This is a genomic window from Lactococcus hircilactis (genome assembly GCF_009601015.1).
GTDB classification, from domain to species: Bacteria; Bacillota; Bacilli; order Lactobacillales; family Streptococcaceae; genus Lactococcus; species Lactococcus hircilactis.
This window is the reverse complement of sequence record NZ_WITJ01000006.1, coordinates 97921-114901: the sequence shown is the minus strand read 5'-3', so window position 1 is coordinate 114901 and position 16981 is coordinate 97921. Positions and strand designations below refer to the sequence as shown.

14 protein-coding genes are annotated in these 16981 nt (G+C 38.4%); 3 read left to right on the top strand and 11 right to left on the bottom strand.

All coding sequences use genetic code 11. The annotated features are described in order from the left end of the window. Nucleotides 1–25: 25 nt before the first annotated feature. Nucleotides 26–2029 (top strand): ABC transporter ATP-binding protein/permease, encoded by a 2004-nt coding sequence (locus GHI93_RS05485; protein WP_153496066.1) that lies wholly within the window; start codon nt 26–28, stop codon nt 2027–2029. A gap of 112 nt (nt 2030–2141) precedes the next feature. Then, on the top strand, nt 2142–2774 hold the full coding sequence (locus tag GHI93_RS05480; protein WP_153496065.1) for a DedA family protein: 633 nt from the start codon (nt 2142–2144) through the stop codon (nt 2772–2774). Between the two features lie 20 nt (nt 2775–2794). Here GHI93_RS05480 and GHI93_RS05475 read toward each other — a convergent pair whose 3' ends face one another. The 5 genes from GHI93_RS05475 to GHI93_RS05455 form a co-directional block, all read right to left on the bottom strand. Beyond that, entirely contained in the window at nt 2795–3604 is an 810-nt protein-coding gene (locus GHI93_RS05475; protein WP_153496064.1) for a MarR family winged helix-turn-helix transcriptional regulator, read from the bottom strand. Between the two features lie 131 nt (nt 3605–3735). After that, complete coding sequence (gene cydC / locus GHI93_RS05470) at nt 3736–5454, bottom strand: thiol reductant ABC exporter subunit CydC (RefSeq protein WP_211368881.1); 1719 nt, start codon at nt 5452–5454, stop codon at nt 3736–3738. Nucleotides 5455–5462: 8 nt separating this feature from the next. Next, nucleotides 5463–7172 carry a thiol reductant ABC exporter subunit CydD gene (cydD, locus tag GHI93_RS05465; RefSeq protein WP_153496063.1) on the bottom strand — a complete coding sequence of 570 codons (1710 nt, stop codon included), beginning with the start codon at nt 7170–7172 and terminating at the stop codon, nt 5463–5465. A 135-nt stretch (nt 7173–7307) separates the two neighbouring features. After that, nucleotides 7308–8303: a cytochrome d ubiquinol oxidase subunit II gene (gene cydB / locus GHI93_RS05460; RefSeq protein ID WP_153496062.1), complete on the bottom strand. Its 996-nt coding sequence runs from the start codon at nt 8301–8303 to the stop codon at nt 7308–7310. Next, a complete protein-coding gene (locus tag GHI93_RS05455) occupies nt 8300–9730 on the bottom strand; it encodes a cytochrome ubiquinol oxidase subunit I (RefSeq protein ID WP_153496061.1) in 1431 nt (476 codons plus the stop codon). The genes cydB and GHI93_RS05455 overlap by 4 nt, the downstream gene beginning before the upstream one ends. 327 nt (nt 9731–10057) lie before the next feature. Here GHI93_RS05455 and rpsT point away from each other — a divergent pair, with 327 nt between their 5' ends. After that, complete coding sequence (rpsT, locus tag GHI93_RS05450) at nt 10058–10291, top strand: 30S ribosomal protein S20 (RefSeq protein ID WP_153496060.1); 234 nt, start codon at nt 10058–10060, stop codon at nt 10289–10291. A gap of 66 nt (nt 10292–10357) precedes the next feature. Here the strand turns inward: rpsT and GHI93_RS05445 are convergent, their stop codons facing one another. From GHI93_RS05445 to aroA, 6 genes are all read right to left on the bottom strand, one after another. Beyond that, nucleotides 10358–11203, bottom strand: coding sequence for a metallophosphoesterase family protein (locus GHI93_RS05445; RefSeq protein WP_153496059.1), 846 nt, complete (start codon nt 11201–11203; stop codon nt 10358–10360). A 33-nt stretch (nt 11204–11236) separates the two neighbouring features. After that, nucleotides 11237–13675, bottom strand: a complete 2439-nt coding sequence (recD2, locus tag GHI93_RS05440; protein ID WP_153496058.1) for an SF1B family DNA helicase RecD2 — start codon at nt 13673–13675, stop codon at nt 11237–11239. Between the two features lie 84 nt (nt 13676–13759). Next, nucleotides 13760–14353 carry a histidine phosphatase family protein gene (locus tag GHI93_RS05435; RefSeq protein ID WP_153496057.1) on the bottom strand — a complete coding sequence of 198 codons (594 nt, stop codon included), beginning with the start codon at nt 14351–14353 and terminating at the stop codon, nt 13760–13762. Beyond that, complete coding sequence (gene pheA / locus GHI93_RS05430; protein WP_153496056.1) at nt 14350–15174, bottom strand: prephenate dehydratase; 825 nt, start codon at nt 15172–15174, stop codon at nt 14350–14352. The genes GHI93_RS05435 and pheA overlap by 4 nt, the downstream gene beginning before the upstream one ends. Nucleotide 15175: 1 nt before the next feature. After that, nucleotides 15176–15673, bottom strand: a complete 498-nt coding sequence (locus tag GHI93_RS05425; RefSeq protein ID WP_153496055.1) for a shikimate kinase — start codon at nt 15671–15673, stop codon at nt 15176–15178. Continuing rightward, a complete protein-coding gene (gene aroA / locus GHI93_RS05420) occupies nt 15670–16956 on the bottom strand; it encodes a 3-phosphoshikimate 1-carboxyvinyltransferase (protein ID WP_153496054.1) in 1287 nt (428 codons plus the stop codon). Before aroA ends, GHI93_RS05425 begins: the two co-directional genes overlap by 4 nt. Nucleotides 16957–16981 lie beyond the last annotated feature (25 nt).

Sequence of the window (16981 nt, the reverse complement as noted above, 5' to 3'; positions counted from 1 at the left end):
TGAAGCTAAATTTAGAAAGAATTTTATGACAGTATTAGAATTAAAAAACATTAAAAAATCCTATTTCCTCGGAAAAGAAGAATTTCCTGTTCTCAAAGGCATTGATTTAGACTTCGAGCGTGGTGACTTTGTTAGTTTACTTGGGGAATCTGGCGGTGGTAAATCCACGCTGATGAATATTATTGGTGGGCTTGATCGGGAATATGAGGGTGATGTCATTGTAGATGGGATTGTTCAAAGAACAAAAAAAGAAAAAGCAATGGACGCTTATCGTCGTGATACCATTGGTTTTATCTTCCAATCCTTCAACCTAGTCAGTTATTTATCTGTGCTTGATAACATCATGATTAGTTTGAAAATGACGGATTTATCTGAAAAAGAACGTCAAAAAAGAGCCCTTGAACTCACCAAACAAGTCGGACTTTACGAACATCGCAAGAAGAAACCTAGCCAGCTCTCTGGTGGTCAAAAACAACGTGTCGCAATCGCCCGTGCTTTGGCTTCTGATCCTGAAATTATCCTTGCCGATGAGCCAACCGGCGCACTTGATAGTCAAAATACAAAAGAAGTATTGGCTTTACTGCGTGACATTGCTCAATCTGGAAAGACCGTTATTGTGGTAACTCACTCCCAAGAAGTAGCAGAATACGGCACTCGTATCATTCGACTTGCAGATGGTCAAATTATTGGTGATGAGCGTATTAAGCCCGCTTATCCTGTGATTGAGCATGAACGCGTCAAATCAAAAGCATTATCTTTTTCTGATACCTTCAAAACAGCCTTTAAGCACTTCACAAATGCGTGGAAAATTAATTTATTAATTGCGATTGGGACTGCAATCGGATTATTTTCTGTCATTTTCTTTCTTGGTTTAGGGAATGGAGCGACGAAATACATGAATCACATGATTACTTCTAATGTCAATCCTAACATTATTACCGTTTTTAAACGAACCACGACAGATAATAAAATCAATAATAACGAGGCCCTTCGTCAATCTCAACAAGGAATTGGTCAACCTGCCAATTTATTAGATCAAACGCATTTAGATCAATTGAAAGACACAAAAAATGTCACAAAAGTTGAACCAACTTATGACTTGAGTGGTCTTACTACACTTAAGTACAAAGATCAATCAAAAGCAGGATTATTTACCATCACAACCTACAATGCGTCTAATATCAATGATGATTATGTTGCTGGACACAAACCAAGTGATGGTGAAATTGCAATTTACCAAAAAGAAGCTAAAAGTCTTAACAGTGATTACAAAGCTGTCATTGGCGAAACGCTCACACTGACGTTCTCAGCAAAAACAGCAGCAAATAGCACTGTGCAAGTCACAAAGGCATTCAAAGTTTCTGGCATTCTAAAAAATCCATCTACCGCTGGTACTGGGGCATCTGACGGAACTTCTGTTCTGGTCACTTATGATACATTAAAATCAGCACTCTCAAGTGCTGGAGCTGCAACTGGTGCTACATATGCCGTGGTCAGCGTGGATAAAGTTGATCACGTGAAAACTGTCGCAACAGCCATTCAAGAGCTCAAAATTAACGGAACAAAAGCTTTTGCAACCTTCAATTTAGGAACGATTTTGGATACTTTGACAAACATCACGAATATCGTATCCTACGTCTTAGCTGCTATTGCAGGAATTTCATTAATTGTCTCCATCTTTATGATTGTTGTTACGACATATATGTCAGTTGCGGAGCGGACAAAAGAAATTGGTGTGATTCGAGCATTAGGGGGACGTCGAAAAGATATTTCACGCTTGTTCACATTTGAAAGTTTGATTCTTGGTGTGGCTTCTGCTGTAATTGCTATCGTTGCTGCGTTTATTGGAGAATGGGGGATCAACAGCGCTCTATCTGGATTCCTTGATGGCGCAAGCATCGTTCAAATTTCGGTTGGAAATATCATTTTTGCAGTCATTATCGCTGTGTTGATTGCATTATTTGCAAGTCTTGCACCAAGTGGTCGGGCTGCCAAATTAAATACCATCGAAGCACTCGCTGCTGAATAAGTAAAATTATGTTTATCTTAAGCTCTTTGAGGTAAAATAAAAGAAACATAAAAATAGACCTTGCCACTGACAAAGCCTATTTTTTTAACCCCATCCAGTAAAAGGAGAGAACATGCAAGAAATGATCGTTCAAATCATGAATCAATTTGGCTACTTCGGTGTCGCTTTTCTCATCATGATTGAAAATATTTTCCCCCCTATCCCCTCAGAAGTCATTTTAACTTTCGGAGGATTCATGACGACTTATACCCAGTTAAATCTTTTTGGAATGATTATCGCTTCCACTATTGGCTCTGTTTTGGGTGCATTAATCCTTTATTTTATCGGGCGCATGCTTCATGTCGAGCGCCTTGAGCTTTTAATTTCGGGAAAACTTGGGCCCGTTTTACGTCTAAAAAAAGGAGACATCAAAAAAGCTGAACAGTGGTTTTTGAAACGTGGCGCAAAAACAGTTTTCTTTTGCCGGTTTATTCCCTTGATTCGTAGTTTAATTTCTATCCCTGCTGGTTCTGCCCAAATGAAATTACCTCGCTTTTTAATGCTGACGACATTAGGGACATTAATTTGGAACATTGTATTAGTCATGTTAGGGCGGGCTTTAGGAGACAATTGGGAAACGATTGCTCTTGTGTTAAATCAGTACTCCCGCTACACCGTTCTTGTTTTAGGTGGCATCTTTATCTTTGCAATTCTATATTTCATAAAAAAGAGAGTTTTCTCTTCACATTCAATCCAAAAAAAATGAGCGAAATCGCTCATTTTTTCTTAAAAATCATTCCAATTCTCATCTTCTTTTTTTTCTGGTTTTTGTTTTTGAGGGTGTTGTCCAAAATTCCAAGGTTTATGCAATTCACCGTCGTTTTTTTTACGACGTTCTTTCATCCCATCTTTAAAACGAAATGGATTGTGATCTCCATCAAAACGATGATTAAAATTCTCTTTAAGTTGATCTTTCATGACTTTAAAATCTTGACCAAACAAAGCTTGATTTCGTATTTGATGTCTCATTTCATTCCTTGCACGCCGCATTTCTTCTGCTGCTTGACGCATCTCTTTGAAATCAAAATTTCGACCATAAAATCCTCCACGCAGACCACCAAAAGGATCACATTCTAAAAGATCGTACGTCTCACCACCGTTGATATCAACCAATTTTTCAAGCAAAATGGCTAACGTTTCTATTTCCTCATCAGAAAGACAATCAAAAATTTCGCTTCCAATATTATCTTTCAAGTCTGTACGCTGTTCATTAACCTTTTTCCCATCTTCTGTCAGAAAAACCCGACTCACGCGCTTATCATTTTCATCTTGACAACGTGCTACAAATCCTTCTTCTTCAAGATTTTTGACTTGTGCAGTGACGCTTGATGGTTTGATATCTAAAAGCTCAGAAATTTCTGAGTTTGTTAATCCGTCTTGTTTTCCGAGCTCAACGAGTAATCCTTGTGCTCCATTGCGTTTATTGCGATTATGAAGTCGCGCGGATATCATTTCCATGTGCATTGCCATCACAAACTGGGGACTTCTCAAAAGTTTTGAAAATAAGTGGAGGAGTTCATTTGTTTTTTTAGACATGTCTTTTATTCTCCTTTATGACTTGACTTCATTTAGTTAGTTTTTTATTTTTTTATCTAACGAAATAATTATATATTTATTATTTCGTTGTGTCAATAAAAAACAAGAATCAGCATGAGCTGATTCTTGTTTTATAGTCCTTGATCCAATTGATAAAGTCGTTTAAAATCTTCATTTTCATTTAATAATTGTTCTGGAGTTCCGTCCATCTTTACACGTCCTTCTTGTAAAAATATGACCCGGTCCATTCTTTTAATGCCCAGCAAATGATGCGTGATAAAAAGTACTGTTTTTCCTTTTAAACGATCAAAAAAGAGACTCAATACTTGATTTTCAGTGATCGGATCTAAAGATACGGTAGGTTCATCGAGAATAATCAATGACGCATCTGATAGTAAAATACGTGCAAGTGCCAGTCTTTGACGTTCACCTCCTGAAAATTGCGATCCTGCCTCATTGATCCATTCATCTAAACCTTGAGGCAAATGCTCAATTCTATTTTTTAGACCAACCAGTGCCAAGGTTTCCCAAATTTGCTCATCTGTCGCTTCTAAATTAGCCAGCGCGAGATTGCTTCTTACAGTTGCGTTGAAAAGATATGGACTTTGATTGATCACGCCAATCTTTTTTTCTACATTTGATGCAAGATGAGGTTCGACCTCTCCAAATTTAATCGTCCCACTTGTTGGGATCAAATCGCCTCGAATAAGACTTGCAAGCGTTGATTTTCCAACACCAGAACGACCTAAAATAACGATATTCTCACCTTTATGAATCTTTAAATTAATTTCTTTTAAGAGCGGTTGATTTTCTTCAAATCCAAAACTCATCTGAGCAATCGTAAGTTCTTCTTTTTCAATGAGTTGATGCCGCATCGCTTCATCTGGATCAGGTAAATCATTCAATCGTTTTACAGAATCGCCATACCGTTGAGTTTCTACGACCGCTTCTGACAAGGGACCATAAGCATCAAACAATGGAAAAGCCATTAGTGAAATTGCGGCAATGTAATTGAGCGATTCACCCGATGTTAAGTTTAATCCAGACCAAATCAAAAGACTAACAACTAAAGCGGAATAGATCAGCTGTAACACAATTCCTCTTTTTCTTGAGAAACTAAACAATCCTTTTTGAACATTTCGTGTTTCTTGTTCTGCATGTCGGTAATTATTTAGAAAATCCTTCTTACGACCTGATAAAGTCCAATCCTGCAAGCCTAAAATGTCATCTGTTAAATCTGAAAAAAGTTGATTGCGATAATTTTTAAGTTTTGTATCACTTGCAACGGTCCACTTGTAAGAAAAAAATGGAATCAATACTAATGAGGCACCTAAAAATAGAGCTAAAATCAAGGCTAAAGTCAAAGAAATAAAGGAAGCAGCGAGCAACAATGCAAGACTTAAACTTCCAGAAATGAGCACTGGAAAAATCGTTCTTAAATATAAATCTTGCAAATTTGCTAAATCTTCATTTAAAATACCAAGTAAATCACCAATTTTAAGTTGATTCGCAATCGTGACTGAACTTTTTTCTAGTCTTAAATAAAGTTTTTTCCGTAATTCACTGGTGATTTTCAAAATCCAATTATGAGAGGTCAAACGCTCTACATATCGAATCACAGGACGACCTATTCCAAACACGCGAACCATCAGTACTGGGACATAAATCATTAAGATATTTTCAGGTTTTGTTGCGGATTTTGAAATCACATATCCACTCGAAAACATTAAAAGTCCTGCACAAAGCATGGTAATTGTTCCTAAAAAAATAGCCAAAAGTAACCCTGAACGATATTTTTTTAAATAGGGCGTAATCCAGTTGTTACTAAATAAAATTTCTTTCATTTTCATTTTATGATTTACCCTCTCATTTCTGAAATTAATTGTTGATAATATGGACTTTCATTGAGCAATGTTTCGTGAGTTCCAATCCCTTTGACTTCTCCTTCATTGAGTACGATGATCATGTCCATCTGTGAAAGCCAATGCAAGCGATGTGTCGCAAGAAAGACCAATTTGTTTTCAAAAATTGGAAGGATATTTTCTTTAATTTCAAGCTCTGTTTCGATGTCTAAATGCGCCGTTGGCTCATCTAGTAAGATAATATTTCGATCGTTTGATAGAAAAGCACGCGCCAGAGCAATTCTTTGCATTTGACCACCTGAAAGCGTCCGATTGCCTGCCCCAATCATGCAGTCTAGTCCAAGTGTTTCAACTAATTTTTCAAGTTCAGCATGTTTTGCTGCGACCAGTATTGCTTCATCTGTCGCATCAGGTTGATAAAATGCTAAATTATCACGTAAACTTGCTGAAAAAAGATAGGTATTCTGTGGAATAAACGAGACAGATTTTCGCCAATTCAAATCATTAAGCGAGGTCATTTCTTTTTGATTGTTCAATTCAAATCGACCTGATGTGGGATTTGAGAATCCAGAGAGCAAGTTGAGTAATGTTGATTTTCCTGAGCCAGAAGCACCAACAATCGCTACTTTTTTCATCCCCTCGATACTGACAGAAACTTGTTTTACTCCACGCTGATTCTCATATTCTTTTGTCAGTGCTGACAGCGTTAATTTTGAGTGATCCGTCCAAAAAACTGGGGCAGCTAGCTGAAAAGAGAGTCCCTCATCCATTGCTAAGACGGCTTGGACGGCTTGAAATGAATTTTTTCCATTCAATGTTGCGTGATAATCACTTGCAAATTCACGTAATGGCAGGAAATATTCTGGTGCTAAAATCAATGCCATAAGTGCTGGAAATAAAGTTACCGTTCCGTCCATCAAGCGGAGTCCTAAAAAAAGCGCCATCGTTGCGACAGATAATGTCGAGAAAAAATCAAGGGCAAAGGTAGAAAGAATAGCGATTCTTAATGTGCGCATCGTTGCGGTACGAAAACGTTCTGAGGTATGATAAATCGAATTGGCATATTCTTTTGATCGTCCAAAATATTTTAATGTTGAAATTCCACGCAAAGAATCTAAAAAGTGGTTAGACAAGACTTGATAGGATTCATATTGCTGACTTGCACGTCCTTGAGCGGCATAACCAAGGATGATCATGAATAAAATCGAAATTGGGAAGGTTAAAATTAAAACAATCGAACTTTTCCAATCTAAAAAAATCACTGCCACTAAAATCACCATTGGCACAATCATCATATTCAGAATCTTTGATAAAACCAACTTGATGTAAGTTTCAACGTCCTCAATTCCTGAAATTGCAGTCGTCGTCAAAGATCCCGACCCTTTTTCAGCAGCGACTTGTGGGCCTAATTTAAATACTTTGTCCAGAAGTTGAGTTCTCATCTCAATAGAAGCTTGGTAGGCATAATGGTCTAAAAAGCGCTGTCTAAAGAAATTAATGACTTCTCGTGCTAAAAAGCAAAGGGCGAATCCTCCGATTGATAAAAGGGCAGGTTGAAGTCCTTTTCCGTGCCACATCCTGGTAATGGCTGTGGACATGAAAAATGCCTGTCCGATGATAACTAAAGCTTGTAGAATAGCCAAAGTCCCGATGAATGGCATTTTACTGCGTAATCCGGGTAATTTAAAAAGCGCTTTATCGATCATTTTATTTCCTTTTCATTTTTATTTTAAATCGAGTGGGGAGTGAATAGTTGATTGCTCTTTTCATTATACTAGATTTTAAAATAAAAAGAGTGGTCTTAAGTTTAGAACTTGACACCACTGCTTTTAATTCAATGCTTATTTTGTGAGACGTTTGCGGAAAACCCAGTAAGATACGCCCATATAAATCAATACAAATGGTAAAAAACATGCTACAATAATCGTCATGGTCTTCAGTGTATATGGTGTTGAAGACGCATGTTTAATCAAGATTGAATGTGCTGGATCTTTTGCAATCATCACACGAGGGAACATGCCTTGGAAAATCAGAGCCACTAATGAAATAAATGTCAAACCTGAGGCAAGAAATGCCGTCATTTCTTTGTGTTGCATCACTGCGATATGAGCGATTACAGATAATCCAACAATCAAAACTAAAGTGATCAATGTCCCAATCAAATGTTTTTGTAAGAAATCCGTGTAAATTGCAAGTAATACTGCAAAGACCACTTCACCTGCATACAAAACAAAATAGAGTTTATTTGCCCATTGATGCGCACGTGTTCTTAACTCTCCTTGGGTTTTTAGTGCTAAATAATTGAGCCCATGAAGTAAACAAAGTAAAGCAACAGCAACACCACCTACAACAGAAAGTGGGTTAACATATGTCGTAAACGTTGAGTAAACATTTCCTTTAGCATCCATTGGAACCGCTTGAATCATTCCTGTAAAGAGTAATCCAAACAGAAACGGAATCGCAAAACTGGCAATTCCAAGCACTTTTACCCATGCTGCTTTTGCTTTTTCAGAATGTGTGTGGTGGCGGAACTCAAAAGTAACCCCGCGCAAAATTAATCCAACTAAGATTAATAAAAGAATGTTATAAAATCCTGAGAATAATGAAGCGTACCAGTAAGGAAATGAAGCAAACATTGCACCACCAGCTGTTAAAAGCCAAACTTCATTCATGTCCCAAACTGGACCAATCGCTCCAATGGTTTGATCTACTTCACGTTTATCTTTGGCAAGAACCATCGCACTCATTCCAACACCAAAGTCAAATCCTTCTAAAAAGAAGAAACCAGCAAACAAAACGCCGATAAGAACAAACCATATTAATTGCATCACTGTCATTCTTTTTCCTCCTCTTCTTTTGCTTCAAATGCTTCTTTACTAAATGGATCAAGCTCAACGTATGATGTAGAAGCGTGTTCGACATCACTATTTATCATCATGCGCCGTGTGTACATGATCATCAAAGCGCCAAGCAATGAAAAGAGTAAGAAGTAAACAATATTTGAGAATAATAATGAACCAACAGAAACATTAGGTGAAACAGATTCTTTGATTGTGTAAAGGCCATAAACCGTCCATGGATACCGTCCAAGTTCAGTCACGAGCCACCCTGAGGTGATGGCAGCAAAGGGAAGGAATAACGACCATCCAAAAATTCGAAGCATGATTTTGTTTCCAAACATCCATGGTTTTTTCTTTCGCGTAAAGAACAAGCCTAAAATGGACGTCAAAATGAAGTACATGCTTAAGCCAGCCATAATCCGGAAGGTATAGAATAATACCGTTGTCGGTGGATAATAATTTTTATCGGATCCATATTTTTCTTGCAATTGTTTATTGATTTCATTCATTCCTTCTACTGATCCAGAAGGTCTATGATAAGTCAAAATAGACAAAAGATAAGGAATACGAACGCCGAAAATTTCTTTGTGTTGCGCTTCATCGAAAAACGCTACCATATCCCAGCTTGCAGGATCGCCAGTTCTTTCATAAACTCCTTCAGTGGCTGCAAATTTCATGGGTTGTGAATTTTTCACTTCAAGCATTTGTTGATCGCCAGCAACAAAGTTCCCAACAGAACCAATCAATGCAATTAAAAGACCAACGCGTAAAACAGGTTTCCAAAAGTTTGCATCCCCACGTTTTTTCAAGATTTGGAAGGCTGAAATCCCAGCTACTGCAAATCCTCCCATTAAAAAGAACCCTGTGACCACGTGTGAAAACTCAAGGATTGTTTGACTGTTTGTAACCAGAGCAAAAAAGTTTGTCAATGTTGCACGCCCATCGACGACTTCATAGCCGACTGGCTTTTGCATAAAACTATTCGCTGTTAAAATCCATAAACTACTGAGCACAGATCCAAAAAATGTGAGTCCAATCGTCAAAAGGTGGACTTTTTTATTGAGTCGATCCCAGCCAAACATCCAAATCCCAAGGAAGGTGGATTCCATAAAGAAGGCAAGTAGAGCCTCAACTGCGAGTGGTGCGCCGAAAATATCTCCTACAAAACGAGAATAATCTGACCAGTTCATCCCAAATTGAAATTCTTGAATAATCCCAGTAACAACCCCTACTGCAAAGCTTAGCAGCATGATTGATCCGAAGAACTTCGTGCGTTGTTTCCACTTTTCATCTTTTGTTTTCACATAAATGCATTCCAATAAAAAAGTCATGAAAAGCATTCCGACTGAAAACGGAACAAAGAAGAAATGGAAAACAGTGGTCATTCCAAATTGAAAACGAGCTAAATTTTCAATAGTTAACATGTTTACCTCCAAAATTTTAAGATTTTTTCAATTTTATGTCCTAAAAATGGGCGTAAAGACAGAAATATAATCTTAATCAATAATAAATACAGATTTATTTTATCATGATTATTCTTGATAAAAAAATCATTGAGCTGTAAAATTCATTTGACAAATCAATGAATCACGTCCTCATCTAATTTTACTATTATTATGAGGATATTACAATAAAAGTCACGTGCTTTAACAAATAGCGGCATGTATTTTTAAAAACATGGTGGTCAATGGTTTACAAATCCTGTTTTTTTCTGTATAATTAATAGGTATTAAAAAAATTGGGAGGACAAAATGGCTAATATCAAATCTGCAATCAAACGTGCTGAATTGAACACTGCTGCTAACGTTCGCAACTCAGAACAAAAATCTGCAATGCGGACTTCAATCAAAAAATTTGTAGCAGCTCCAAGTGAAGATACTTTCAAAGCCGCTTCATCAGCAATCGATAAAGCTGCTTCAAAAGGCCTTATCCATGCTAACAAAGCTGCACGTGATAAATCACGTCTTGCTGCTAAATTGGGATAATAAATTGTCTTGTCAGTACTGACAAGCTTTTTTATTTTTCTGTCAGCACTGACAAAAAACACACGATCACTTTGGCACGCGTGTTTTTTTGTTAAAATAATCTTTGACAGCATCAACATAGCCATTTTCTTGGTTTATTTTTTCAAGAAAATCAAGGTCATGAGTATGAGTGATGCCTGTGTTGAGTTGTTCTTCATAAAGTTCAAGATAAGGAAGCTCATTTTTTTTGGCATAAGCTTGTTCAATGTCGATGTCATAGGCGACTTTTTTAAAATGAACATCCACGTGTTGTGCGTGATCAATCTCTAAAATCGTATATTGTGCGCGGCGATCCTTTCTTAATTTTTTCCAAAATGAAAAGGGTTGGCCGACTGTTCCTGGATTGATGATTAAGCGATCATCTGAGCTATATCTCAGCATTTGGTGATGCACGTGTCCATAGATTGCGATGTCTTGATCTTTTGTAAAAAGCGCATCAAAATTCTGCTGATTTGAGGATGGGAGTAACGCTCCTCCCCAATTTTTATCGCGTTGATTATGCGAAATTCCTATCGTTAGTCCATGAATGATGCGATGATCAACCAATGGGAGATCACGGATCATTTGAATGCTCTCAGGAGTTAAATGTTCGCATAAATACTCACTCAATCGTGCGATGTAAACCTCTGAAGCATCATCTAACGTTGTACCATCCAAAATTTCTAATACACAATCTTCCCAATTCCCTTTCACCATGATAGTGATAGGCATTTTTTTCATCAGATCAATCATGTCCTGATGTGCGGGTCCGGGTAAAAATAGATCTCCCAAAATCCAATATTCTTCTACGTTTTCTTTTTTGGAATCTTCCAAAACGGCTTCAAATGCGGTCTGATTGCCATGAATATCAGAAAGTATTGCAATTTTTGTCATGTAATCTCCTTTTTGAGTCCTGACACCTTATTTTTATGCTTTGACTTGAAAAATTTTAAGATCTGTTGGTGTGAGTCCAATAAGGGGATCAATCTCACCGGATTGAATCATTTTTTCAGTCAATGCGTAACTTTGAGTGCTAATCGGCTCATCTTCTGAAAAGAGGGTGAGTTCATTTGAACTTTCTTTTTTTGGAAGTGATGATTTTTTTTGTGTGTGTAAGCTGACCTCTAGCGTGTCCGTTGTTTTTTGTGTTTCATCGGTCAATCGCTCAACTAAATAGGTTTTTCTATTTGATCCTTCTTTGGCTACAGCTTGGGCAAATGCACGTGATTCTCCTAATAAAATCAAGCTTTGTTTGGCACGTGTCACTGCTGTATATAGGAGGTTTCGCTCAAGCATGCGTGAGTAGCTTGAAACCATTGGAACAATGACGGTAGAAAATTCTGAACCTTGTGATTTATGGATCGACATCGCATAAGCTAAAGTTATTTTATACCACTCTGCACGGGGGTAGGTCAGTTCTTGTCCATCAAAATCCATGATGATCTCATCTTGTTTACTGTCTGTAAATTTTGCTGCGACAAGATCCGTAATAACGCCTAAATCACCATTAAAAACATTGGCTTGTGCATCATTGACCAGATGTAAAATCTTATCTCCGGCGCGATATTGGACGGTATTGAAGTTAAATTCAAGGCGGTCTCCTTTAGGATTAAACAATTCTTGTAACAGTGCATTGAGGTGATTAATTCCAGCTTGCCCTTTATACATGGGGGCTAAAATTTGAAGTTCAAAAGGATCATTTCCCCTTTTTTTCCAAGCAGTAGCTATCTGTGAAATGAATTCGGGCACCTGTTGCGTGGAACTTTCAAAATAAGAACGATCCTTTTTTTTCGCTGTAAAATCCTTTGGAAGTTGTCCTTCTTTGATGGCATGTGCGAGCGATGTAATCGTGGAATCTGAATCTTGGCGAAAAATTTTATTGAGTCGAACTGCTGGAATTTTATCGCTCCGCAATAAATCTGCAAACACCTGTCCAGGACCAACAGAAGGCAGCTGGTCACTGTCTCCTACAAGCAACACTTTCATTGATGCAGGAATTGCTTGAAACAGTTTGTTGGCAAGCCACGTATCCACCATTGAAAATTCATCCACGATCAAAAGCGATCCTGATAGTTCTTGCCCTTTTTCATCTTCAGCATCATCTGTGTTCAATCCGAGATGCCGATGCAACGTTGCTGCTGAAAGTCCCGTCAGTTCATTCATCCGGCGACTGGCACGTCCAGTCGGTGCTGCAAGTAAAATCGGAAATAAAGCATCGTTATAATGCGTTTCATCCAAATCAACCTTATAAATTCTTGAATAAAGTTCAATAAATCCATTGATGATTGTGGTTTTTCCTGTCCCTGGTCCGCCCGTCAATACAAAAAATTGGTGATTCATCGCCCCAATAATCGCCTGCTTTTGCAGGACGTCATAAGTGATTCCCAAATCTTTTTCAATTTCTGTCAGTACTGACAGCAGTTTTTCTTCTTTAAAATCTTGTCCGTGGCGCTTTGTCAGTGCTGACAGACTTTTTTTAATCCCCTCTTCGGCAAAAAATAAGCTATTTTCAAAAAGTTTTGTTCCTTCTTTTTGAATTTTACCTTCTTCTAAAAGCGAAAGTAGTGCGTTGGCAACTTTTTCTGTGGCCACTTCAACTTTTCTACTTTCTTCCAAAAGCATCACTGTGCGATCAAGTAAGGTTTTAGCTTCAATATAAGTATCTCCACTCTCCATCGGGTCTGTCTTTAAGATGTGCATGAGCGCTGCTTTGAAGCGTTCCTCACTGTCTGATGTGATTCCTAGATTTTTAGCCATTTGATCGGCAGTTTTAAATCCAACTCCCTTCACCTCTTCAACTAAAAGATATGGATTTTCTTCGATAATTTCTAATGTTTTTTCCTTATAAATTTCATAAATTTGGAAAGTTTGTTTACTTGAAAGTCCGTATTCAGCAAGCTTTGAGAGGATTTTTTCCATCCCATGATTTTCTCTTAATTTTTTAATAAATTGTTTATGTTTTGCAGGTGTAAGTAAATCTGAAATCGCTTCTGGTGCTTCAAGAATGTGATCTACCGTATTTTCTTTAAACCGTGCGACAATTTTTTCCGCCGTTTTCTTTCCCACGCCAGGAAATTTATCAGAAGAAAAATAGTTGATTAATCCTGCTGTACTTGTCGGAACAGCTTTTTCATAAGTTTCAACAGCTAACTGCTCACCATATTTAGGATGTGTGGTTAAATGCCCAAAAAACGTGTAAGAATCGCCTTCAATCACTTCACCAATTGTTCCTGTCACAACGATTTCACTGTCTTCATAGTCTGCATTCGTATCGTCAATTTCAAGAAGTAATACCTTATAAAAATTACTTGAGTTCGAAAAAAAGAGCGCAGCAATTTCACCAGTAAAATAGATTTTGTCGTTCATTCTTTAAGTATAATGATTTTATTCTCAAAATGCAATAAAAAAAACGGAATAAGCAGGTCTGCTCTTTTCTGTCTTTTGCATTTTTTATAAGCTCTGATTCCAAAGTTTCATCTCAAACCCTTGATTTTTCGACTCCAAAATCGTCAGAGAATTATTATTTAATCCGCCCTCAGCACGCAATTCCTCAATTGGAAATCCTGCTAAATGGCGCATTCCAGCGGTCCCACTTGCACCATGTCCCACCAGTAAAACGTTTTGTTTCCCACTGTCTAAGAGCGTCTGTGCCAGTGTGTCAAATCTTGTCAGTACTGACAAAACAGATTCTGCCCCAAAAGCAGACCCATCAAAATGCGCCAAATCATAACGTGACGTCCGCATCTCTTCTGGATAAAGCGCAATCGCCTCTTTTATTGGTTTGCCTTCTAATGCCCCAAAATTCCACTCGGCCAATCTCTTGTCAGTACTGATCGGAAGTTCTGTCAAAAGCTTGCTCGTCGTCACTGCTCGTTTTGACGGACTTGAAAGGACCAAATCAATCGGAACTGTACTCAAATACTCATGAACGCGTGAAATCTGTCCATAAGCCTCACTCAAAAGCGGAGAATCTCCAGTTTGCCCCTGCAAGCGACGCTCTAAATTCCACTGTGTTTTTCCGTGACGCACAAAATAAATTTTCATTTCTCCCCTTCATAAATGCAGTATTTTCCAAGGTTTCTGACTGTAATCCCTAAACTTTCCATTTCTTTACAAGCATATTTAATGTTGTCATTACTGACAAGATCAATAATAAAGAAATATTGTCCTAAAACGGTTTTTAATGGACGAGATTCGATTTTTGTCATATCAATTCCCCGCCAAGCAAACGTTGAGATTGCTTTATGCAATGCGCCCGGTAAATTTTCAGGCAAAGTCAGCGCCAAAGTTACTTTTTGTGCTGTAGAAGGCAGCGCAATGTGAGGCTGTTTTTCCCCTAAAACCCAAAATCGTGTGTTATTTTGCGCAACATCCTGAATGCCTTTTGCCAATGGCACAAGTCCGTAAAAATCTGCCGCATCAAGATTTGCGACTGCAGCATAAGCAAGTGTTGGATGCTGTTGAACAATTTCCGCAGCGAGTGCTGTTGATGCTACAGGAACGCTGCTTGCTTGTGGAAAATGCTCAGATAAATATTCTCTTGTTTGAGCCAGTGCTTGTGGATGCGAAAATATTTTTTCAGGTGCCCGTTTGGCGTCCACAACAAGTAAATTTTGAACAATCGGAAGCACAATTTCTGCGACAACATGTGCTGAACTCTGATGGAATAATTGATCAATCGTAAGATTCACAGGTCCTTCAATCGAATTTTCAATCGGTACCAGTGCCAGATCCACCCGTCCTTCTTCATAAGCCTCGATGACATCCACAAGCGTTGCAACGGGCGTTAATTTTGCATCCGGAAACGCAAGTTTGACTGCCCGATACGAAAAAGAACCAATCGGACCTAAATATGCCACTTCCATTTTAAATTTCCCCCTCCTTTTGCCACTCTCGTATGTGACGTGCGATTTCTTCAGGTGTTTTTTGATTCACATTAATGACCAAATTCGCCAATGTTTCATAATATTTTTCACGCGCTAAATAGCGTGCTTTAAGCACTGCTTCGCCATTTTTTGCCAGTGGACGCACATGCGTCGCATCATTTAAAATTCGATCAAAAAGCACTGAAAAATCCGCCTTTAGATAAACCACTTGCATGTGCTGCTTTAAAAGTTTACGATTTTCGATTCGCTCAACAATTCCACCACCTGTCGCAATCGGGAGATTCTTCTTGAGCTGCTCAGCCAACACTTCTCCTTCAAGCACACGAAATTGTGCTTCACCAAATTCCTCAAAATAAGATGCAATCGAGCGTTGAATCTGACGTTCAATCACTCGATCCAAATCAATATAATCTGCCGATAATGCCTTTGCTACTGTACTTTTTCCAGCTCCCATAAATCCGATCAAAATCACGCTCATGGCATCAAACTTTCCAGATCTGAAAAGAAATCAGGATAGCTTGTCCAAATGGACTCAAAACGTGCTAAATTCATCTCTTCTTCTGGCACCAAAAGTGCCGCAATCGCAGCCATCATTCCAATGCGATGATCCCCAAAAGTATTGACATCCGTCGCATGAAGTGGCGTTTTCCCTCTAATAATCATCCCATCAGAAGTCGGTGTAATCTCAGCTCCCATCTTACTCAAAAGTTCCGTTACCACTGCGATACGATCCGTTTCTTTAACTCTCAACTCCTCAGCATTAGAGATGATCGTCTCACCTTTTGCTTGAGTCGCCAAAAGTGCAATAATCGGTAATTCATCAATCAAACGAGGAATCATTTCACCAGAAATTTCACACCCATGAAGTTCACTCGTCCGAACAACAAGCGTCGCTGATTTATTGATGCGATCTTCTTGAAGTCGAATCACCTGAGCACCCATCTTCTCAATCACATCAAGAATTCCAGTTCTTGTTTCATTAATTCCAACATTACGTAGCTCAATTTCACTATTTGGCACAATCAACCCAGCAACTAAAAAGAAAGCTGCTGATGAAATATCTCCAGGAACAACAACTTTTTGTCCTGTTAATCGTTGCCCTCCAGGAACTAAAATATTTTTCCCAGAAACCGCAATCTCCCCTCCAAATTGAACCAACATGTCCTCAGTGTGATCCCGTGTTTTTTCTTTTTCTATGATTCGCGTGACTGCTTTTTTATCTGTTTGCAATGCTGCAAAGATAAGCGCTGATTTCACCTGCGCTGATGCTACAGGAAGTTCATAATCCATCTCATGAAGATTTTGAGTGCCTTTGATCTGTATCGGAGGTAAATCCCGCTTCGTTTGTCCTGAAATCTCAGCTCCCATCATTCGTAAGGGCTGTGCGATACGATCCATCGGACGTTTTGATAAAGAATCATCTCCAAATAACGTTGTTTCAAAAGGTAATCCCGCTAAAATTCCCGAAATCAAGCGTGTCGTCGTCCCAGAATTCCCCATATCTAACGGCGTTTTGGGTGCTTTCAATCCTTCAAAACCCTTGCCCAAAATCGTGATTTTTCCCTCTTCATCCAGGATTTCAACTCCCATCGCACGAAAAGCGTTCATGGTTGAAATGACATCTTCTCCTCTCAAAATGTCAAAAACTTCTGTTTTTCCATGCGCAATCGCACCAAACATAATTGAGCGATGCGAAATTGATTTATCCCCAGGAACCTTGATGGTGCCTCGAAGTCCTTTAGCATTTGTCTGTAATTTCATCAGCATTTCCTATCATTTTATTTAT